A 20,319-nucleotide genomic window follows, 5' to 3' on the forward strand; every position below is an offset into this window, starting at 1 on the left:
TATGGTCTGGGGTGGGACCGGCCGCGCCGGATTCGATGAAGCCGGCGCGCGCCTGTCGAGGTGCTGGGTGGTGGCGTCACAGTGCGTACGGAATGGGGGTGGAAAAAACGTCGTCCACGCTGGCGGTGGAGACCTGTTCAAGGCTGTGACCTGCTCCTTCCGCTCTTCCTCTACTCCGCTCAGGTGTTCAGGACGTGGGGAACTGTTCCGGCGGCAGTCCGGGAACCATGCCGTCAGGAAAGTCCTTCTCGGACAGGTCGTAGTGCTGGAGAATGCTCATCACCTCGGCCTCGGTCTTGGCCGCGCCGATTTCCAATTCGAATGAACTCAATTCCCGAGATGAAAACAAGAAGTCGTTGTATCCCTGCTCAATCATTCGGCATACCCCTATTCACAGGTTGCACAGGGGTAAATTGGGCACGCATCCCCCCGCGAAAATGGATGAAATAAGTGTCGAATCGTCCTGTCGGGACGTTTGCTGGCTGAGGACACTAGCGGATTTTGGCCCGATGTCGCCAGCCCTTCGTTGAAACACTTCCTCAGCGGTCGAGGCGGCTCGGTGTGTGCCTCGTTTTCTGCTGCGGGGGGCTGAATTGGGATGCACTTCTCCCCCGGCCGCCCAGTCTTCCCTGATTCGGGTCTCATGAGCGAGATGGGATCCCCATCGTCAACAACCATACCGGTGGTCACCCGTACGTGCAATACAACTCCAGTGTCGTTAAAGGGAGTTGATTGCTCCAGTCGTAGAAGTTGGACATACGGCCCAAAGGTTGGCCATTCGGTGTAAATCAGGCGCCCGGTTGAAAGGTTCTGTACGACAACATCGATCAACTGACGGTTGACGCTTTGCCGTCTGTCAAATTAGCCTCGTGATCCACAGCACAAGAGCGGCATGGACTCCTGGAAAGAGCAGGTGACGCGTGGAGACAGGCGAGGAGTTCGGGCCTTGGTTGGCCCGACAGCTCAAGCTCGCGGGTAAGACTCAGGCCGAACTGGCCGACGAGCTCCAGCTGACCCGGGCCGCCGTGTCCGCGTGGATCACGGGCCGGTCGACGCCTCGCCCCACGGTGATGACGGACATCGCGAGGGCTCTTGGAACGGACGTGGGGACGGTTCACACCCGCACCACCGACACCCAGGCCGGCCTCCCGGTGACCTGGTACCACCGCCCGGGTTATGACGACGGCGGCCGTGACATGGGCAACGCCGCGGCCTTCGCCTTCGACGCCGACGTGCAGGTACTCGCCCGCGAGACCTGCCAGAACAGCCTGGACGAGCGCCTCACGGAGAACGGCCGCCCGGTCAGGGTCCGTTACACCCTGCATGAGCTCACCGGTGAGGCCCTGGACTCCTTCCGTGAGGCGATCCTCTGGAACGATCTCTTCCCGCACTACTCCGCCGTCTCGGAGGCCGCCGCCGACCAGAAGGTCGGCCGAGTCGTCGACGCCGGTGTACGCGACATGTACGAGAAGGGCCGCTTGGTCCTGCTGCGTGTGGACGACTACAACGCTTCCGGGCTCATCGGCGACGACTACGCGGACGGCAAGTTCGCCGCCGTGGTCAGGCGTCAGTTGGAGAGCCTCAAGTCCGGCCCCGCGGCCGGTGGTTCGTACGGTCTGGGCAAGGCGACACTGTGGGCAACCAGCGCCCTCGGGCTCGTGCTCATCAACTCCACTTTGTCCGTGCCTCACGAGGGACGTACCGAGCGAAGGGTCATCGGCCGTCTGGAACTGCCGTGGAGGGAAGTGGACGGCGAGCCGTACGCGGGGCCGGCCTGGTTCGGGCGCCCCGATCCCGATTCGCCCGGTGCCACGGTCGCCCGTTCCTGGTGGGCGGACGAGGAGACCGTCGCACGTCTGCATCTGACCAGAGAAAGTGACGAACCCGGTACCTCCTTCCTGATCGTCGGCGCGCACGACGTCGCCAGCCTCGAAAGCAGGTCCGATTCCGACGACGAGTCCGGCGCTGTCGAGGACGGCGACGAGGACACACGTGACATCCGCAAGATGCACGGTCGTCTGGTAGAGGCGCTGGGACGTGACTTCTGGGCCGCGATGACCGGCGGCGGCAGCAGGCTTCCCCTCCTGGAAGTCTCCGTCCGTGCCTTCCAGAACGGCAAGGAGGTCGTGCCGGAGAAGCAGGTCGACCCGTCTGTCGAGCAGCCCGCCCGGACTCGTGCCCTCAGAGCGCACTACGAGGGCACCACAGTGGACCGCCTCACCGAGGCCGGGCAGGTCGCGGCGCGGAACGTCCCGCTGAAGCTGCCGCTCTCCGGTGGTTCCCATGGGACGCTCGGGACGCACCAGGCGGTCCTGCTGGTCACCGAGGCAGAGGGTGACAGGGACGGGGACGGGGGAAAGAACCAGGTGCACTCCCTGCGCGGCAATCGCATGACCGTCAAGAGGGCAGGCGTTCCGAGACTGCCGCTCGGGACCAACCCCTTCCAGGCCGTTCTACTGGTGGGCGAGGCCGCCGGAGAGACAGCTCCCTTTGCGAAGGAGGCCGAGGAATTCCTGCGTGCGGCGGAACCGCCTGAGCATGACCGCTGGGGACAGACGGAGGAGCTGACTCTGCGCTGGTCCCCGTCCGCGTATCGGCGGATCAGCGCGCTGACAGCTGAGGTCAACAATGCCGTCAGGGAACTTGTGGCGCGTCCGAAGCGCAGCACACGCGAGGGCGGGGAGGCCGTTCGTAAGGCATTGACCGTGAGAACGAGGCCGAAGGCCAAGGCGCCCGCCGGGCCGGTGGTTCCGGTGCTGGACACGCTCGACGCGACAGTCGGCGACGACGGAGAGTGGCGGATCACCGCCGAAGTGAGCATCCCGCGTGGCGACGAGATCGTCCCGATGGTGCCGGTCGCGCAACTGGATGTGCGGTCCGGCGGCCGTCCGAAGCTGGAGTGGGCGGAACTCGTGGCTGTCGAGGGTTGCGAGGTGGAGGACGGAACCCTGCGCTTCACTCCCGGGGTACGGCGCGCGAAGTTCCAGGGATTCACCGATGTGAGCAGTCACCCGGTCAGGACCACGCTCACCCGCCTCGTCCTCGAACTCCGTGCCGGGAAGGGGGAGTGAAGCGTGAAGATCTATCCGTACAAGCGGCTCAACCGTCCGGTCACTCTGAGGGTGACCTCGGTCTCCCTCAAGCTCTCGGACGGCACCCGCGATCAACTGGAGACCACCGCGTACTCGACCCAGCAGCAGTCCGTCGCGCTCGGCATCGCCGGCCACACCGACTGGGTGAGCGCCACGATCGGCCTCTCGGCGACGCTGCCACCCGGAGGGAACGCGCCGGACGCGGCCTGGTCCGACCTGCGTGTCATCGCCGTCCTGACCGACGGCGAGACCAACGTGCGCACCTCTGCGGATCTCGCGCTTGACGCGGAGGGCGGACGGGACTGGTCGGGATCGTTGGAGGTGCTCCGGGACGACCACTTGGGTCGGGCCTCCCTCGCCGTGTACGCCGTCGGGACGGTGGACGGAGTGCGCGGACGGTCGATCGCCGAGACCGACCGGAGCTGGATCATCGACACGGTCTCCGACGAGCCGGTCCGGGGACTCCAACTCGACGTCCAGACGGCGTCTTTCAAGAGAAGCTCCCGGGAGTGGCTCCAGGCCTACGCAGACGCGCCCTGGATCGTGGACGTCTCGGCCCGAGTCCCCACGGTGTTCGTGAACACCGACGTCGAGGGGGTCATCGGCCTGCTGGACAGCAACGGCTCGGGAGTGGACAGCAAGGTACGTGACCTTCTTGTCGCTCAGATGGCCACCGACGTCTGGACCGCGGTGTTCCACGGTGCCATCGGCGATCTGGAGGTCGAGCCTGGTGGAGGTCCGGTCTTCCCGACCGACTGGCAGGGCGAGGTGCTGCGGGAGATGCTCCCGGACGTCGTTCCCGGCGTACACGTCGAGGAGGCCCTACGACAGGTCCACCGTCGGCGTACCGGCGAATCGGGCTGGGTCGAGTTGCAGACCCGAATCCACTACGCGGCGGTCCGCCGTGCCGATGCCACCAAGGCGCTTGCCTATGTGATCCGCAGTCTGGAACAGATGAACCGCGAGAGTGAGACGTGATCACCCAACCGAACCACGTACCGGAGCGCCTGGCGCTGCTCGCCACCTCGGCCGTCGATCCGTTCCTCACCGAAGAGCTGCTCAGAGGCGAACAGGTTCACGGCGGCATCGATCTGGCCAAGGTCGTCGAGCCGCTCCCCGAGGACGATGCCAGATGGTGGGTCGAGCCGATTCGAAGCCTGGTGGAAGACGCCATGTTCGAGTTCCGGGAGGACCGCACCCGAGCCGACGGATGGCTCGCGCCCAGGCTTCATGCCACGCTGCGTCTGACTCGGCGAGAAGCGGCGGACAAGCGTCTGTGGAACCACCTCGCATTGGCGGTGGCGCCTGACTACGTGGTCTGGCGTCACCTTTCGGAACCGACAGTGAAGAAACCGGAAAGGCGTGTCGCCGCCGAGCGCTTCCGGGGACCTGCCGACCGGCAGTGCTTCTCCCGTCTGTGGTGGGCGGCAGAGCTCTTCCGGAACGGCGCGGACTACGAGCCGGTCGAGGCCGCCTGTGGGAACCAGGACCTCATCCACACGGTTCTCCGGATGGAGCTGATCGACCACCGGCCTACTGCTCAGGCCCTGGTCCGCCTTCTGCAGCAAGGGCAAGTCACCACTGGGCGAGAGATCTTCGGCCTCAGCGTCGCGATCAACGCGGCCGGTGCGACCCTGATCTACGACGTCCTCGGGCAGGACCGGCCTCGCGACCCCGTCCACCTGCGGGACTGGATCGCGGAAGCGGAATCGGCGCCACCCGTCGAGCGGTACGAACTGCCGAAGGGGCCCGACGAAGACCCTGTACCGGAGGAGTCAGTGGCCGCGCTCACCAGCTACTTCGCAGAGCTGTTCGACACCGCACCGGTCAGGGGCCGGAAGACCGCGGACTGACCTGTTGCCGCGCTCGGGCTACTTGGTCGCCGCCTTCTTGGCCTTCCGTGGACGCACGGAAGAAGGCGGCGGCACCTGGTCCTTGGCCTGCGGGCACCTGTCGGTGCAGTGGTCGGCGGCGCCGCAGCCACTGCTTCGCAGCTTGGCCTGCTGCTCCTCGGTGGCAGGTTGCCACGGCTTCCTCATCGCCTCCGGGTCCGGCGTGGGGAGCCCGAGAGCGGAACTCAGCAGGTGCGCACCGAAGAGGGGCGGTACGGCGTTGCCCACCTGCTGGGCCTGCGCCGTACCGGACCACGGATAGTCCGGCGGGAAGCTCTGCAGCATGCCCGCCTCGTTCATGCTGAACCGCGGGCCCTCGTAGACGACCTTCTCATTGAGGTGCTCGAACACCACGAAGCGGGAGATGCGGCCGGTCACGGTCGTGGCGGGCTGCTGGTCGGTTCGCACCCCACGCCTCCCCGGATGACCCGAACTGCCGTAGTTGGAGCGGACCAGGAAGGGGGTGACACGTCCGGGATGTGAGCCCACCGGGGCGGAGAGAGCATCACGCATCGACATCCAGGGGAGCCTGTGGTCGTCGCTCCCCGACGTGGTGCCCTCGTCGAGGGTCGGCTGAAGGACCTGGTCCGGTGTGCTCGCCCCGTTGATCCGGTTCCATTTCTTTGCGTCATAGGAACGGTGTGTAGGGGAGGGGAGTGACGGTTCGCCGAGCCCTTCACGCCGAGCGATCAACACCGCGCGAGATCGAGTCTGCGGTACCCCGTAGGTCTCGGTGTCCAGGACACCGACGACAACCTTGTACCTGGTCCCGTCCGGGAGCCCCGTCTCGGCCAGCACCTTGGCGTAGTGCTCCCAGAGCGGAGCCACTGCGGGGACCTGCTCCAGGACGATCACATCGTACGGTCGGTTCTCACGGTTGGGGCTCCGCGTTGCCTGAATCGCGTACCGGAGAGGTTCGAGGACCAAGGCGGTGCGTGGATCGGGGAGATCCTTGAGTTCTTCGTCGATCTTCTTGTCGGAGTCGCCCGGCATCAGACGATCGATGTACTTCTTGACCCTGTCCAGGGCCTGGCGCCCGGCGCCGTGCCCGGCCACCGAGTACGTCTGGCACGGAGGGCCGCCGGCGAGCACGTTGATCTCCGGTGGCAAGGACTCGAAGGCGTCCCTGCGTACGGCGCTCACATCGGCGTGCAGGGTGTCCAGACCGGCGGCGTACCGGGTCAGGCACGCGCTTCTGTCCCATTCGATACCGAGGCTCGGGATGTCGAGCGAGTGACCGGCGACGTCCAGCCCTCCGGGACCTGCGAAGAGGTCGAGGATGCGAGGCTGGTCGAGGATGGGCTTGTGGGACGCCGTGCTGGTCATGTGGCGGAAGTCTAGCCGGCCGAGCGGACTGGTGGATCCATAATGAGCGCTGCGGCGATCGCCCTCCCCAGTGCCTCTCCCACCGGCGGCGGTGTCGCGTGCCCGACCTGGCGGTATCGGGCTGTCTTGCGCCCGGTGATCTCCCATGTCTCGGGAAAGCCCTGCAGCAGCGCGGCCTGCTCGACGGTGATCTTCACCATGTTCTCCCTGCCGAGCTGGGGATCCCATACGAAGTCCGCGTCGGGCACATCGTCGCCCACAGTGTGACCGTTGACACCCATGGTCGCCCAGGTCCGCTTGGCTCCCGTCGGTCCCAGGTCCGCGCCGCCCCGGTTTTTCGAACCGCCCACCAGAGTCGGTGCCGGCCGGTCGGCCTGGGCAACCCAACGGGCGGCGTCCGGCCACCCCCGTGATGCCATGGTCGCACCCAGAACGGCACCGACCGTCGTGGGCTGCTGCACGGTAGGTGCCGGTGGCCGGAAGGCCGAGGCCCACTGCCGCTCGATGGCGACGAGGACGCCCTGCTTGCGGTTCTGGGGTACGCCGAAGTCGACCGCGTTCACGACGAACCAACTGAACTCGTATCCCAGGTGGGCCAGTTCGGCTCGCGCGAAATCACGAAACTGCTGATAGGCGTCCGAGTGGGCGAGTCCGGGCACATTCTCGATGAGCACCGCACGAGGCCTGATCGCATGGACGAGATAGACCGTGGCCTTCAGCAAGCGCTCCTCGACCCCCGAATCCGCGCGTCCGACGGTCGCGCTCGACTTCACCCTCGGCAGACCGGCTGAGAGGAGGTCCACGTCGAGGCTCTCGGGATGCTCCGCCGGGTCGAAATCCATCAGGTCGGCGTGAAGTACCTTCCAATGCGGTCGGTTGGCCCGCAGAGTGTCGACGGCGAGGTCGTCCTCGTCCAACAACAGACGCGGTTCGAAACCCGCTCGCTCCAGTCCGAGGGCGAGTCCTCCCGCCCCCGAGCACACATCGACGAAGGTCAGTCCGCTCATACTCGTCTCCCCCGGGGCGCTTCCGTCTGACGCTGCTCCACCGCCGCCGCCACCCGTACGGCCACCTCCTCAGGAGCCTCGTGCTCCCAGAATCGCAGCACCGTCCAGCCTTCCGCGATCAGATGCTCGGTCGTCTCTCGGTCGCGGGCCATGTTCCGATCCAGCTTGCGGCGCCACCAGTCCGCGTTGGCCTTCGGCTGAGTGGCGTGCTGGGGGCAGCCGTGCCAGAAGCAGCCGTCGATGAGAACCGCGATCTTGGCGCGCGTGAAGGCCACGTCGATCCGCCGCCGCGGCATGCCCGGCACGGGATACTCCACGCGGTAACGCAGTCCGGCCGCGTGCAACAGCCGTCGTACGGCCAGCTCAGCCCCCGTGTCCTTGCTCACCTGCTTGCTCATGCGGGCGGAAACGGCAAGAGAGGACGGGACGGGATTAGGCACAGGATCATCCTGCCGGCATAGGCGGATCGGCGTGCGGCCAAGGAAGAACGCGCCTCACTGGAGTGGGCATCATCGGCAACGGGGCCGCCCGCTTCTTTTGCAGTGTCGTGCTTCCGCGGCCCGCATCAAGGGCGCTTCGCGTCGGCTGCGCCGATGGCCCTTCGGGCCACCCTTGACCCGGGCCGCTCCAGCACGGGGGAGAAGCGAGCGGGCGGCCCGGGGAAAGTGGGCGGCTTGGCGGGGGTGCCTGGGGGTGGGCTGCGGTGTTGGCCGGGGTTGGGGGCGCGTTCGGTTGGCCGGGCACGCCGGGTGGGGTGGCGGCCGGGGGGTTGTTCTGGGTGGGGCGGTCAGGAGACGCCGTGGCAGGTTTCGTAGGGCTGCTTCTGGCCGCACCAGCACTCCGACGTGCGCTGCGGGGGCCAGGCCACTGCGCGGCCGCGGGCTGCCAGGGTTGTCGCGTACTGGGGGAGGAGGGTGGGGTCGGAGGGGGAGGAGCCTTCGGAGGCGGCGAAGGCCTCGTAGGAGGGGACCGTGCCGGTGACGATGCCCAGGTTGCCGGTGCCGGAGACGGAGAGTTCGCGGAGGGAGGACTCTATGGTCGCGAGGTGCTCGGTGTGGGAGGGGTATTCGGTGGCGAGGTCGGGGTAGGCCGACAGGAGTTCCGCGAGTTCTTCCGCCGGCCAGTGCAGGACCGCGACCGGGAAGGGGCGGGAGAGGGCCTCGCGGTAGGTGCCGAGTTCGGCGCGGAGGCGGGAGATCTCGGCCTCCAGCTCCTGCGGGTTGTCGGAGCCCAGGGACCAGACGCGCTTGGGGTCGTGGAGTTCGTCCAGGGAGACGGGGGAGGAGTGGAGGGTGTCGGCGCGGGTGTCCCAGTCGTCGTGGGGCAGGCCGAGCATGCGGCGGACCCGGTGGCGGCCGAAGAGGAGCGGGTGCGTCTCGTAGGGGGGTTCGGTGACGTCCGTCAGGAGGAGGGCCGCCGCCTGTGTGAAGGTGTCGTGCGCCGCTTCGAGTTCGTCGTGGGATTCGAGGGACTCGGCGACGATGACCCAGGGGGCCGGGTCCCGGGGGGCCGTCGCGCGGATGCCCTCGATGATCGCCCTGGCCTCCGCCTCGTGGTCGTACTCCCACAGGTTCGACGCCTTGAGGGCCCGGACCAGGGGCGCGTTCTCCAGGGTGTCCGGGGTGGCGAGGAGGCGGTCGTAGAGCGCGGTCGCGGCGGGGCGGGCGTCGGCCAGTTCCAGGTGGGCCGCGGCCTGGAGGAGAAGGGCCTCGGCGTCCTCCGGGTAGAGGCCGGCGGTCCGCTCCAGGCGTGCCGCTTCGGCGGTGTGGTCGACGTTCTCGGCAGGCGTGTCGGGGCGCATGAACGACACCGTACTGCCCGGCGGTGACAAAGAAGAGACAGGGACAGGGAGCAGTCGGAAGCGAGGGGAGTCGTTCGGTGCGGTTCGAGTTCGGCGGGGTTGTCGTGGAGTGGCGCGGGCCCGCTCCTTATTACTTCCTGCCCGTCCCGGAGGAGGAGTGCGAGGAGGTGCGGGCCGTGGCGGGCACGGCCTCGTACGGGTGGGGGGTCGTTCCGGTGGAAGTGACGCTGGGCGGCGTGGTGTTCGAGACGTCCCTGTTCCCCAAGGACGGCGGGTATCTGCTGCCGCTGAAGAGCGCGGTGCGCAGGGCGCGGGGGCTGGAGGCGGGGGACGAGGTGCGGGTGGAGATGCGGGTGCGGGTCGGGTAGTCGGGGGTCGGGGGGGCTGCTGTGCGGTCCTCGGCGGTGGCGGTAGGCGTAGTTGTGCTGAGGCGGCGGGGGGCGCGGTGAGCGCGTGCCCCCCGCCGCCGGTCCGGGTCAGATCGTGACGTTGTCGATCTGCAGCGTCTGGACGGACTTGGCGGGGAAGGAGACCGCGACCGTCTTCCCGGAGAGGTGGGTGTCCGAGTACGACTTGTAGGCGTCGCCGCCCGTCGTCACCGTGCTCCAGCGGGGGACGAGGCCGTTCGTGCCGCCGCTCACCGTCGTGAAGTTGGAGAGGTTGAAGGTGAAGGTCTGGGCGGAGGTGGCGGTGTTCAGGGCCACGATCACCAGGCGCTTGGCCGAGGAGTCGTAGGCTGCCACGGCGTTGCTCACGCCCGTGTCGAGGATCTTCATGCCAGGGCGGATGTGGCGGCTGAACTGGGCCATCACGTAGTACTTGGTGGTGACGCCCTCGGGTGCCAGGGTGCTCGCGTCGTACTGGATCATCGCCCAGTCCGGGTCCGTGTCCATGACCTGCCAGTAGACCCAGGCGGTGGGGTGCAGCCAGCGGAAGTCGTAGAGCAGGTTGAAGGCCATGGTGTAGCCGGTGCCGTCCTGGTCACCGGTCTCGGAGTTCCACAGCGCCTTGCCCGCCGTCGTCACGACGTCCGTGTAGAGCAGGTCCCGGCGGCCGCCCGAGCCCTGGTAGCCGTGGACGTTGACGCGGTCCACGTAGCCCTTGGTGGTGGAGGAGAAGGCGCTCCAGGTGGTGCGGGCCAGGTCGTAGGTGTTCTCGTCCGACGCCGAGATCTTCGTGCCGGTGAGTCCCCGGTTGTTCAGCTCACTGCGGAGGTAGGGGAGGACGGCCGCCTGGACGGTCGAGTCGATGTGGCAGCCCTCCTGGGTGCCCGTCGCCGTCCACCAGGAGGAGGACGGTTCGTTGAAGGCCTCCACCGTCGCGAAGTTCACGCCCCAGTTGTTCTTGGCGTACAGGGCGACGGACGCCAGGTGGGAGGCGTGCTGGCGGTAGTTCCAGGACTGGAGGTTGTTGCCGCCGTTGGCCGCGCCGGACGGGTTGTGGTTCAGGCACATCCACCACATGGGGGAGTTGGCGAAGAGCTCGGCGGTCGCGCCGCGGTTCACCGCCTTCACGAGCATGGCCCGCTGGTTCGCGTCCGCCGTCCAGTCCCAGGCCGAGGACGTGGGGTCCTCGTTGTTCCAGTCCTGCCAGTAGCCCTCGATCTGCTTGAACGCCGGGATGTTGGGCGAGGCCACCATGGTGGTGCCGTTGACGCTGTTCCAGCTGCACGCGCCCAGGTTGTAGCGGGCGATGTTCAGTCCCAGGCCGGGGAGCGAAGTGCCGCTGTACGTCGTCGACTTGGTGGTGAAGAAGATGTCGGCGAAGTCGTCCCGGGTGCCGAACACGTTGCCCCACCAGGCCAGGGAGGTGCCCCAGCCCTCCCAGGTGCCCCACGAGGTGGACGGACTGACGGCGATCGTGGCGTCGGCGCGGGCCGTGCCGGTGGCCAGGGCGCTGCCCAGGAGGCCGCCTCCCGCGGCGGCCAGGAGTGTTCTGCGTCGGATCATGGCGGCTTCTCAACCTCTCCGTGCGGCTCAAACACCGGTTCCCGAACCGGCGTCGACTCGTCCCCCCGCATGCCAACACGAAGCATCGGGTGTGGCGTGTGAGGTTGTCGAGGGTTGTGACCGCGCTATCTGACATGGGTTTCTAAAACCCGTGGAGGAAGCGCGGGTGAGGAGAGGGGGAGCGCGGGCGGGGAGGTTCGGTGACGGGAATGCCGGTGGCTCTGGTGAGTTGGCGGTCGGCGCCTTATGGTGCGGGGCCGGCGGGGTCGGCAGGAGCCCGCGGGGTCGGTGGGGGTCGGTCGGGGTCGGCGCGATCGGCCAGGGGCGGTGGGTTCGGGCGAGCCTCGCGAGGTCGGTGGGGTCGGTGTGTTCGGCCGGGCATCGCGAGGTCGGTGGGGGGCGCGAGGTCGGCTGGGGTGGGTGGGTTCGGCGGGGGTCGGTGGGTTCGGCGGGTTCGGGCGGGCGGCGGTGGGAGGTGCGCGGTGCGGGTCGTGGGGCACGGTGAGCGGCGGCGGCGGGCCCGGCGCCGGCGGGTGCTGTGGACTGGGGGCGAACTCCTCGTCACCGTGGGCGTGGTGCTCATGCTCCTCGTCGTGCACCAGCTGTGGTGGACCAACCGGGAGGCCAAGCAGGGCGCCGCGCGGAAGGTGGCGGCGCTGGAGCGGGAGTGGAGCCGGGGGGAGGGGGGCGCGATGGGGTCCGGGGGGTCGGGCGGTGGGGGCAAGAGCGGCGCCGGTGCGGCCGGTTCGTCGTCGTCCGCCGGGTCCTCCGGTGACGGGCGGCAGCGGACGTCGTACACCACCCGGGTCGTCGCCTCGCAGGCCTACGCGATCCTCGTCGTCCCGCGGCTCGGGCTGCGCGTCCCCGTCGCCGAGGGCGTCAGCAAGCCGAACGTGCTCAACCACGGGTACGTCGGCCACTACCCCGGCACCCAACAGCCGGGCCAGCAGGGGAACTTCGCGCTCGCGGGGCACCGCAACACACACGGCGAGCCGTTCCGCTACCTTCCGCGGCTCCGGCTCGGGGATCCGGTCGAGGTCGAGACGGCGTCGGCGACCTACACGTACGTCGTGGACCAGATCCTGCCGCAGACCTCGTCCCGGGACTCCGGGGTGATCAGGCCCGTACCGCGGTCGATCGTGAAGCCGTCGTACGGGTACCGGGAGCCGGGGTACTACATCACCCTCACCACCTGCACGCCCGAGTTCACCTCGCGGTACCGGATGGTGGTGTGGGGGAAGCTGGTGTCGACGCGGCCGCGGGCGGCGGCCGGGGCGGGGGCGGGGAGCGGGTGAGCGCCGGGGCCGTGCGGCGCCGGCCGGTCAGCGGCTGGTCGGGACCAGGCCGCAGTCGTACGCGGTGATGACGGCGTGGATGCGGTCCCGCAGCTGCAGTTTGTGCAGGATGGCCGACACGTAGGTCTTGATGGTGGTCTCGCTGAGGTGCAGTTCCGCCGCGATCTGGGCGTTGGAGCGTCCTTCGGCGACGTGGACCAGGACCTCGCGCTCGCGTCGGGTCAGTACGTCGAGCCTGTCGAGGTTGCGCGGCGCACCTGGAGGTGTGGCCCGTGCGACATGGTCGAGCAGCCGCCTGGTCGCGGTGGGTGCGATGACGGCGTGGCCCGCGGCGACCGTGCGGACGGCGTCGGCGAACTGGTCGGCCCGGGTGTCCTTCAGGAGGAAGCCGCTGGCACCCGCCTGGATGGCCGCGTGCACGTTCTCGTCGGTGTCGAAGGTGGTCAGGACGAGGATCTTCGTGGCTGCGCCGGAGGCCGCGATGGCCCGGGTGGCGTCGATGCCGTTGACGACGGGCATACGAATGTCCATCACGACCACGTCGGGCCGCAGGGTTTCGCTCAGGGCTACGGCCTGGCTCCCGTCGGAGGCCTCACCGACGACCTCGAAGTCGTCCCGGGCCTCCAGGATCATCCGGAAACCGGTACGGACCAGCTCCTGGTCGTCGACGATCAGCACTCGAAGCATGTCGCGTCACCTGTCTTCGCGGGGATGGGTCGGGGATGGGTCGGGTCCATCGGGGCCATCGGGTCCAACGGTGGATTCCCGGACGGAGAAGCGTCCTGGCCTGGGGGCGTGCGTGAAGGTGTCGTGTCCTCCGGGCGGGGAGGTGTCCCGTTCCTCCGCCCGGGAGGCGCTCCGTTCCTCCGCCGTGAAGGCGTCCTGTTCCTCGGCCGTGAAGGCCTCCTGTTCCTCCGCCGGGCAAGCGCTCCGTTCCCCCGCCGGGGAGGCGTCCTGTTCCTCCGACGTGGAGGCGGCGGTGGCGGTCGCACCCACAGGTATGCGGGCACTCACCTGGAAGCCCCCCGCTTCCCGGTTGCCCGAAGTGACCGTGCCGCCCAGGGCGTGCACCCGGGCCGCCATGCCGGTCAGTCCCCGTCCGCTCCCCGCGAGCGAGGGCGGGACCGGCGTGCCCCCGCGCAGGCCCCAGCCGTCGTCGGCGACCTCGACGACCAGGACGCCGCCGTCCGGGTCGTCCGCGGAGTGCCGGTGAGCGACGCTGACGACGGCGCGGCGGGCGTGGGCATGGCGCAGCGTGTTGGTGAGGGCCTCCTGGACCACGCGGTAGGCGGCCAGGGCGACCGTCGGCGGCAGCGCCGGAACCGGCTGCGCGACATCGAGGTCGACGGCCAGGCCGGTGGCCCTGACATGGTCGATCATGGGCAGGAGCCCCGACAGGTCGGTGTCGCCCTGCGAGGGCGTCCGGGGCGTGCCGGCGGGTGGGGAAGCCGACGGGGAAGCGGGCGCGTCGGCGTCGTCGTGGAGGGCGTTGAGCAGTGAGCGCAGGTCCTTGAGGGCTTGTCGGGACACGTCTCCGATGGCCTCCACCGCGGCTTTCGCGCGGACCGGGCTGTGCTCGAAGCCGTCGGCCGCCGCCGTGGCCTGGATCACGACCACGCTGATGGTGTGGGCCAGCACGTCGTGGACCTCGCGCGCCACGCGCAGGCGTTCCTCCGCGGCCGCGGTCCGCATGAGCAGGGCGTGCTGCCGGGCCGCGGCGGCACTGCGCTCGTACAGCCGCTCCACGTGCTCCCGGGTGCGCTGGGCGCGCTCCCGGCGGATCCCCGTCCGCAGCCCCGCCATGATCACGAGCTGGAACACCGCGCAGACGGCCGCCGCCTGGGCCGTCCCCGGCAGGGGGCGCATCGCGAACGACTCCGCGAGCGTCGCCGCGATGGAGAACGCGGTACTGACCGGGGTGATGCCGACACGCGACGCCGCGCTCCCGGCCGCGAGAAGCACGGCGTAGGAATCCGCCCGCCCGCCGCTGCCCGACAGCTGCGCCAGCAGGTCGGCGGCCAGGGAGACACCCAGAACCGTGAGGGGCAGGCGCTCGCGCAGGACGAGAGAACCGCAGCCGATCAGGGCGCACGCGCACCGCCAGACCGTCCACGTCGACGACGCGGGGGCTCCGAGAGCGGTGCCGGAGGTGTCCCAGAACGAAAGGAACATGACAAGCAGGGCGATTCCGGTGTCCCTCGCCGTCGACCGCGGCACCCCCAGCCAGTCGCAGACCGCTGCCTGCCATGGCGTTCTCACGGCCCGAACTATAACCACGCCGGACCGGCGCCCCGGAGGAGCATCGCACCTGTCCCGAGGAAGGTGTTCGGAGCCGGTCCCGCCCCTTCCACGGAAGGAGAAAAGGACGCCGCTGCGAAGGATCCGCGCCCTGCGCGCCACGTCCTAAGCTGCCGGAGCGCTCCAGCGGCGACCTCTCGGCGAGTCCGCCGACAGCACGTCAGTTCCTGTCCTGTCAGCACCCTTTGGCATGTTCGTGGTGCCGCCGTGGTGCCTGCCCTGGGCCTTCTTGGCGTGGCCGTGACACATTCCTATCCCTGGAAGAAGGCATCACATGAGAATCAACCTGGCCACCCTTGCCGAGCGGTCCCAGCGAGTCCTCAAGCTGGAGGAGCCGATCGAGGCGGTCGGCATCTTCGGTCTCCAGGACGACTATCTGGGCCTGGCGGTGGGGGGCGTCGCGTCGAGCACCGTGGCCTCCGTCCTGGACGCCGACGCGCTCACCGACGGACTGCTCGCCGTGATCGGAATCCGCACGGCCCGCCGGGTCAACGCCAACTCCCAAGGAGTGACCGTGCGCATGGTCGTCGTCGTCACCGCGAAGTCGATACACCTGCTGGCTCTCTCGGGCTGGGGGTACGAACCCGAGCGTGAACTCCTCCGCATGAACCGGGCCACCACCACCAGCCGGGTCAAGTGGTGGGGACTGTCACGCCGGTTGAAGCTGAGGGACGAGGACGGTCAGAAGATCGAACTGACCAGCTCGATCTCGTACCTCTCCTTCTACCGGAAAGGCACCAAGGCCGTTCTCGCCGCACTTGCCCCCAAGACCGCCTGACGCCAGGAGCCCGCGTCCAAGGGCGCCCGGCATCGCCGTCCTGGGGTGCCCGGCACCGCCAGGGCGCCGCCGCGTGGCGGAGGAACCGGGCGGCGAGCTCGGCCGATCAGGTATAAACGGCAGTGAGAGAAGGGGGGTTGGCATGCGCGTGCACAGGTGCTGGGTGCCGCTGTCCCGACCCGCCGCCCTTCTCCTGCTCCTCCTGCTCGACCTCCTGCTGCTGGACTCCGGCGGCCTCTTCACCACCGTCGCGCTCGCCGCGACCGCCGCCGTCGGCTCGGCTCTCGCCGTCTGCTCGTCGCGCGCCGCACGCTCCGCGCCCGCCGTGCCGCCCACCCGGGTCCGGACGGCGATCCGCGACCGGGCCCGCCGTACGGCCTTCCTGCCGCAACGCGACCCCGACGCGAAGGGCCGCAGCCGCCCACGAGCCCCCGGACACGCCCTCCCGGCGACCACCGCGTAGGTCACCCCGGCCGCAGTCTCCGGCCTCCCGGGTGACCCCGCGTGGGTCGTCATGCCGTCCCGCCTCCTCACCCACGGCACGACGAGACCCCCGGAGGGCTCCCACTCATGTCCGTTTTCGCCGGTCTGGTCGAGCATCTCGCCGACCTGCTCCAGCCGCTCTTCCACGCCTCCGCGGCCGCCGCCGCGATCGTCCTGTGCACGGCGCTGGTTCGCCTGCTCGTGCATCCCCTGTCCCGCGCCGCCGCCCGCGGCCAGCGCGCCCGCGCCGCGCTGCAGCCGAGGATCACCGAGCTGCGCAGGCGGCACGGCGAGGACCAGGAGGCGCTGCGGGAGGCGGTGCTGGAGCTGCACGCGCAGGAGAAGGTGTCGCCGCTCTCCGGCTGCCTGCCCGGACTGCTGCAACTGCCCGCGTTCTTCCTCCTCTACCACCTCTTCTCCAGCTCGACGATCGGCGGCCACGACAACGGCCTGCTCTCCCACGAGCTGTGGGGCGCCCCGCTCGGCGGGCGGTTCGGCGACGTCCTCGCCGCCGGCGGCGGGTTCGGGAGCGGCGGGCTGGTCTACCTGACGCTGTTCGCCGTAGTCGCCGCCGTCGCCACCTTCACCGTCCGTCGCGCCAGGCGGACGACGGCACCGGTGACCGAGGCCGACCGGCAGGTGACCGAGGCCGACCGGCAGGGACCCTTGGCCGACCAGCAGGTGCCCGGGGTCGGCGTGCTCGCCAAGGTGACGCCGTACCTGTCGTACTTCACGCTGCTCACCGTGGCCGTGGTGCCGCTGGCCGCCGCGCTGTACGTGGTGACCAGCACGACGTGGAGCGCGGTCGAGCGCGCGGTCCTGTACCGGTGAGCGGCCGCCGCCCGCGGAAGGCTACGGTCCAGTACGTGAACATGCTCTTGCCCGTTGCACGTTCCTCTTGGAGGATCGACCAGTCCTCCGATGGCTGTGCTCATCGGGTGGGCGACTGCTGTCAAGAGAGATGGTGACGACCATGAAGCTGCTGCGAGTCGGTACGGCCGGGGCTGAGCGGCCCGCGCTGCTCGACGCCGAGGGTGTCCTGCGGGACCTGACGGGGATCGTCGACGACATCGACGGGGCGCTGCTCGCCGACGACGCGGCGCTCGGGCGGGTGCGGGCCGCCGCCGAGTCCGGGGAGCTGGCCGTGCTCGACGCGACCGGGCTGCGGATCGGGCCGCCGCTGGGGCGGATCGGGAAGGTCGTCTGCATCGGGCTGAACTACCACGACCACGCCCGGGAGACGGGGGCCGAGCCGCCGGCCGAGCCGGTCGTCTTCCTCAAGGCGCCGGACACGGTCGTGGGGGCGTACGACACCGTGCTGGTGCCGCGCGGGTCGGTGAAGACCGACTGGGAGGTCGAGCTGGCGGTCGTCATCGGGCGCACGGCGCGCTACGTGGGCGACGACGAGGATCCGCTGGCGTACGTCGCCGGGTACGCCGTCGCGCATGACGTCTCCGAGCGGGAGTTCCAGATCGAGCGGGGCGGGACCTGGGACAAGGGGAAGAACTGCGAGACGTTCAACCCGCTCGGGCCCTGGCTGGTGACGGCCGACGAGGTCGGGGATCCGCAGGCGCTCTCGCTGAAGCTCTGGGTCAACGGCGAGCTGAAGCAGGACGGGACCACGGCCGAGCAGATCTTCTCGGTCGCCGAAGTGGTGCGCTACGTCAGCCGGTTCATGGTGCTGTACCCCGGGGATGTCATCAACACCGGCACTCCGGCGGGGGTGGCGATGGGTGCGCCGGAGCCGAAGCCGTTCCTGCGCGCCGGGGACGTGGTGGAGCTGGAGATCGCCGGTCTCGGCCGGCAGCGGCAGGAGTTCAAGGACGCCTGAGCATCCGTACCCGCCTGGCCCGTCACCCGTTTCCGCCGGGGTGACGGGCCAGACGTCTGTCCCGGCGGGCCCGGAGATGCCCCTTCCCTGAAGCCGTGGCCGGATGTGGATGGTTATCCCGTAAAAGCCGGGCGATGGTGCACAGCTTCCGAGGCAAGCTCACATCATGGGGTGAGAGCCTGGCTCGCAAGCTGCAGAACAAGACCGGCCACACCTTCAAGATGGAAGCGCTCATGAACCACATATCGGAAAAACTCGGGGCGCTGATCAGATGACCGAGAAAGAAAAATCCGGCTGGGGATGCTTCTACGTCCTCGCTGCCCTGTCCGGGGTGTTCGCGCTTCTGTACCTCCTCGACGCGACATTCACGGACTACAGCTGGTCGGCCGTTGGACAGCACCTTGTCTTCATGGTGGTGTTCCTGCTGATCGCCGCGGCGATCGTCTGGGTCAGGGGACGCTGGAAACAGTGAGACAACCGGCGGCTGGCGGAAACCTCAAGGTTTCCGCCAGTCCTCCGCCGGTAATTTGCTCAAACCAATGAAGGATTCCGGAATCAAGAAGACACTCAGGGATGTGCTGCCGCTCCTGTCGACTCTATTGACAGCCGACTTGGACCAGGAGAAGACGGGGTTCTCGGTGGTGCGGTTCGCCCTGATGCTCTGCACCATCGCACTCGCCCACTTCGCGACCGCCGTCACCTTCGGGCATTCCGTCCCCGGTGCGCTGGGGTCCCTGGCCGAGGACACGGTCATGCTCGCCGTGGTGGACTCGGTGGTCGCCTACGTCAGGTCCAGGATGCGGCGGAAGGTGGGGAGCTAAAGGTTGTCCCGCTATGTGTATGAGGTGGCAGGTACAGGCGTGGGAACAATAGCCATACTCGACGTGTGACGATCACGGATGTTGACGGTCTGCTGCCAGACCCGTGGGATCTGTTGGCGGGGACCGACTGGGCCTCGCTCGAACATGCCTATGGGCCGGCTGCAGGAACGCCTGCTCTGCTGGCCGGGCTGTTGGCGGACGACGCCGGCACTCAGGCCAGGGCTCTACGGCATCTCGACGATCCGGTGCATCACCAGAACACGCTCTATTCGGCGACCGTGCCTGCGGCTGTGTATGTGGCGGCGATCCTCGGGGACCCACGCACGGACACCGCGGTCGTTGACCGTGAGGGCAGGGCTTTTCCGCTGCCGCTGCCTTGCTGAACTGGGTGGAGTCGGTGGCCACCGAGGTCGGCAGCGAGGCAGAGGCGCACATGGCACGCGTGGGGCTTTGCCTGGAGGAACATCCCGAGTCCGTGCAGGTCCAGGCACTGCGCCCCGGACTCTTCCAGGCTGTGGCTGCTTTCCTCCACGCTCCGGACCCTGCCGTCCAGGAAGCGGCCATTGCTGCAGCTGTTCCGCTCTTGGACGCCCCGGAGCTCGTTCAGCAACGTGCCCTTCTCACACCGCTGGTCCGCGATGTGCTGCTCTCCAGCGACAACCGTTCGTATCGCTTCATTGCCGGTCGAGCTCTCAAGTCCTGGGGAGAAGAGACAGGTTTGCTGCCTGACGGGCGAGACGAGGACCTGTGGTCGGGCGGCTGCAGCAGCGAACCGCCCTTTTGATCTCGGTCTCCACAGAGAAGAAGGTGATCACCTCTCCCTGCCGATGTGATGCCATGATCACGCTGTGTCTGATGTGATCACGGCGTCGGAGCCCTCCTGGATAGCCCCGTTCAGCGGACTGAGCCCGCGCGTTTTCCACAAGCTGATCACCGCGTTACGCCGGGAAGGCGCGGACCCGATACGAAAAGGCCGCCCCTGGAGCCTGCTTTGGAGGACCGTGTGCTGCTGGTGACAACCTACTGCGCACGAACTTGACCCTGCGGCAGCTGGCACCGCTGTTCGGCATCTCGAAGTCTGCAGCTGACCGCATCATCGATCATCTCGGGCCGTTGCTCGCACTCAGGCCCCGCCTGCGGTTCCGCAAGGACGCGGTACTCATCGTGGACGGGACTCTCGTGCCTACGCGCGACCACACGATCGCCGAGCAGTCGAAGAACTACAGGTACTCGACCAACCATCAAGTCGTCATCGATGCCGACACCCGACTCGTGGTCGCCGTCGGTCGGCCGGTGCCCGGCAACCGCAACGACTGCAAGGCGTGGGCCCTGTCGGGCACGAAGGACGCCGTCGGCAGGACCACGGTCATCGCGGACGGCGACTACCGGGGCACCGGGCTGGTCATCCCACACCGCCGCGAACGCGGCCAGACTGAACTCCCGGCCTGGAAGGAGGAACACAACGCATCCCACCGCAAAGTCCGTGCCCGCGTCGAGCACGCCTTCGCCCGGATGCAGGTCTGGAAGATCCTCCGCGACTGCCGCCTGAGAGGCGACGGTGTCCATCACGCCATGCTCGGCATCGCCCGTCTGCACAACCACGTCCTCGCCGGATAAAGCAGTAAGACCACGTTGCATTTGGCGTGATAGGTACTGACCTTCAAAGCGTGGTGTCGTAGGGGCTGACGTCTCATGATCCCTGCGGTATGCCGACCGCATGAGGTATGCGCAAGGGGGCGGGCTGAC

22 protein-coding genes and 1 pseudogene are annotated in these 20,319 nt (G+C 68.6%); 15 read left to right on the forward strand and 8 right to left on the reverse strand.

Going from position 1 to position 20,319, the window contains the following annotated elements; translation table 11 throughout:
* Positions 1-187: 187 nt before the first annotated feature.
* A complete protein-coding gene (locus AB0M11_RS37855; RefSeq protein WP_365712857.1) occupies positions 188-376 on the reverse strand; it encodes a hypothetical protein in 189 nt (62 codons plus the stop codon).
* Positions 377-920: 544 nt separating this feature from the next.
* Here AB0M11_RS37855 and AB0M11_RS37860 point away from each other — a divergent pair.
* From AB0M11_RS37860 to AB0M11_RS37870, 3 genes are read left to right on the forward strand one after another with little or no spacing between them, the layout of a single operon-like run.
* Positions 921-3,071: a helix-turn-helix transcriptional regulator gene (locus AB0M11_RS37860; protein ID WP_365712859.1), complete on the forward strand. Its 2,151-nt coding sequence runs from the start codon at positions 921-923 to the stop codon at positions 3,069-3,071.
* Positions 3,072-3,074: 3 nt separating this feature from the next.
* Positions 3,075-4,070: a hypothetical protein gene (locus AB0M11_RS37865; protein ID WP_365712861.1), complete on the forward strand. Its 996-nt coding sequence runs from the start codon at positions 3,075-3,077 to the stop codon at positions 4,068-4,070.
* A complete protein-coding gene (locus AB0M11_RS37870) occupies positions 4,067-4,945 on the forward strand; it encodes a DUF6339 family protein (protein WP_365712862.1) in 879 nt (292 codons plus the stop codon). Before AB0M11_RS37865 ends, AB0M11_RS37870 begins: the two co-directional genes overlap by 4 nt.
* 18 nt (positions 4,946-4,963) lie before the next feature.
* On the opposite strand, the gene AB0M11_RS37875 is transcribed toward AB0M11_RS37870, so the two are convergent.
* The 4 genes from AB0M11_RS37875 to AB0M11_RS37890 form a co-directional block, all read right to left on the reverse strand.
* Complete coding sequence (locus AB0M11_RS37875) at positions 4,964-6,310, reverse strand: DNA cytosine methyltransferase (RefSeq protein ID WP_365712864.1); 1,347 nt, start codon at positions 6,308-6,310, stop codon at positions 4,964-4,966.
* An 11-nt stretch (positions 6,311-6,321) separates the two neighbouring features.
* On the reverse strand, positions 6,322-7,317 hold the full coding sequence (locus AB0M11_RS37880) for a DNA cytosine methyltransferase (RefSeq protein ID WP_365712866.1): 996 nt from the start codon (positions 7,315-7,317) through the stop codon (positions 6,322-6,324).
* Positions 7,314-7,715: a very short patch repair endonuclease gene (locus tag AB0M11_RS37885; protein ID WP_365712868.1), complete on the reverse strand. Its 402-nt coding sequence runs from the start codon at positions 7,713-7,715 to the stop codon at positions 7,314-7,316. Before AB0M11_RS37885 ends, AB0M11_RS37880 begins: the two co-directional genes overlap by 4 nt.
* Positions 7,716-8,104: 389 nt before the next feature.
* Positions 8,105-9,118, reverse strand: coding sequence for a hypothetical protein (locus AB0M11_RS37890; protein ID WP_365712870.1), 1,014 nt, complete (start codon positions 9,116-9,118; stop codon positions 8,105-8,107).
* Positions 9,119-9,195: 77 nt separating this feature from the next.
* Between AB0M11_RS37890 and AB0M11_RS37895 the strand changes: the two genes are divergently transcribed.
* Positions 9,196-9,486 carry a DUF1905 domain-containing protein gene (locus AB0M11_RS37895; RefSeq protein WP_365712871.1) on the forward strand — a complete coding sequence of 97 codons (291 nt, stop codon included), beginning with the start codon at positions 9,196-9,198 and terminating at the stop codon, positions 9,484-9,486.
* Between the two features lie 108 nt (positions 9,487-9,594).
* Here AB0M11_RS37895 and AB0M11_RS37900 read toward each other — a convergent pair whose 3' ends face one another.
* Complete coding sequence (locus AB0M11_RS37900; RefSeq protein ID WP_365712873.1) at positions 9,595-11,067, reverse strand: beta-1,6-galactanase; 1,473 nt, start codon at positions 11,065-11,067, stop codon at positions 9,595-9,597.
* Positions 11,068-11,558: 491 nt separating this feature from the next.
* On the opposite strand from AB0M11_RS37900, the gene AB0M11_RS37905 reads away from it, so the two are divergent.
* Positions 11,559-12,362 (forward strand): class E sortase, encoded by an 804-nt coding sequence (locus AB0M11_RS37905; protein ID WP_365712875.1) that lies wholly within the window; start codon positions 11,559-11,561, stop codon positions 12,360-12,362.
* 27 nt (positions 12,363-12,389) lie between these two features.
* Here the strand turns inward: AB0M11_RS37905 and AB0M11_RS37910 are convergent, their stop codons facing one another.
* Together AB0M11_RS37910 and AB0M11_RS37915 are read right to left on the reverse strand one after the other, a co-directional pair.
* Positions 12,390-13,049: a response regulator transcription factor gene (locus AB0M11_RS37910; protein ID WP_365712877.1), complete on the reverse strand. Its 660-nt coding sequence runs from the start codon at positions 13,047-13,049 to the stop codon at positions 12,390-12,392.
* A 6-nt stretch (positions 13,050-13,055) separates the two neighbouring features.
* Complete coding sequence (locus AB0M11_RS37915) at positions 13,056-14,621, reverse strand: histidine kinase (protein WP_365712879.1); 1,566 nt, start codon at positions 14,619-14,621, stop codon at positions 13,056-13,058.
* A gap of 313 nt (positions 14,622-14,934) precedes the next feature.
* On the opposite strand from AB0M11_RS37915, the gene AB0M11_RS37920 reads away from it, so the two are divergent.
* From AB0M11_RS37920 to AB0M11_RS37965, 10 genes and pseudogenes are all read left to right on the forward strand, one after another.
* On the forward strand, positions 14,935-15,438 hold the full coding sequence (locus tag AB0M11_RS37920; protein WP_365712881.1) for a hypothetical protein: 504 nt from the start codon (positions 14,935-14,937) through the stop codon (positions 15,436-15,438).
* A 142-nt stretch (positions 15,439-15,580) separates the two neighbouring features.
* A complete protein-coding gene (locus AB0M11_RS37925; RefSeq protein ID WP_365712883.1) occupies positions 15,581-15,901 on the forward strand; it encodes a DUF6412 domain-containing protein in 321 nt (106 codons plus the stop codon).
* A gap of 107 nt (positions 15,902-16,008) precedes the next feature.
* On the forward strand, positions 16,009-16,752 hold the full coding sequence (gene yidC / locus AB0M11_RS37930; protein WP_365712886.1) for a membrane protein insertase YidC: 744 nt from the start codon (positions 16,009-16,011) through the stop codon (positions 16,750-16,752).
* 142 nt (positions 16,753-16,894) lie between these two features.
* Entirely contained in the window at positions 16,895-17,752 is an 858-nt protein-coding gene (locus AB0M11_RS37935) for a fumarylacetoacetate hydrolase family protein (protein WP_365712888.1), read from the forward strand.
* A gap of 134 nt (positions 17,753-17,886) precedes the next feature.
* Positions 17,887-18,027, forward strand: a complete 141-nt coding sequence (locus AB0M11_RS37940) for a hypothetical protein (RefSeq protein ID WP_365712890.1) — start codon at positions 17,887-17,889, stop codon at positions 18,025-18,027.
* Entirely contained in the window at positions 18,024-18,224 is a 201-nt protein-coding gene (locus AB0M11_RS37945) for a hypothetical protein (protein ID WP_365712892.1), read from the forward strand. Before AB0M11_RS37940 ends, AB0M11_RS37945 begins: the two co-directional genes overlap by 4 nt.
* A 67-nt stretch (positions 18,225-18,291) precedes the next feature.
* Positions 18,292-18,573 carry a hypothetical protein gene (locus AB0M11_RS37950; protein ID WP_365712894.1) on the forward strand — a complete coding sequence of 94 codons (282 nt, stop codon included), beginning with the start codon at positions 18,292-18,294 and terminating at the stop codon, positions 18,571-18,573.
* 65 nt (positions 18,574-18,638) lie between these two features.
* The gene (locus AB0M11_RS37955) at positions 18,639-18,956 is read left to right on the forward strand and encodes a hypothetical protein (protein WP_365712896.1); all 318 of its coding nucleotides are present in this window, start codon (positions 18,639-18,641) and stop codon (positions 18,954-18,956) included.
* A 14-nt stretch (positions 18,957-18,970) separates the two neighbouring features.
* Positions 18,971-19,357, forward strand: a complete 387-nt coding sequence (locus tag AB0M11_RS37960) for a hypothetical protein (protein ID WP_365712898.1) — start codon at positions 18,971-18,973, stop codon at positions 19,355-19,357.
* Positions 19,358-19,421: 64 nt separating this feature from the next.
* Positions 19,422-20,190: pseudogene (locus AB0M11_RS37965) on the forward strand (transposase).
* The last annotated feature ends 129 nt before the right edge of the window (positions 20,191-20,319 follow it).

Origin of the sequence: Streptomyces sp. NPDC051987 (assembly GCF_040680735.1) — a bacterium.
In the GTDB taxonomy this organism is placed as follows: Bacteria; Actinomycetota; Actinomycetes; order Streptomycetales; family Streptomycetaceae; genus Streptomyces.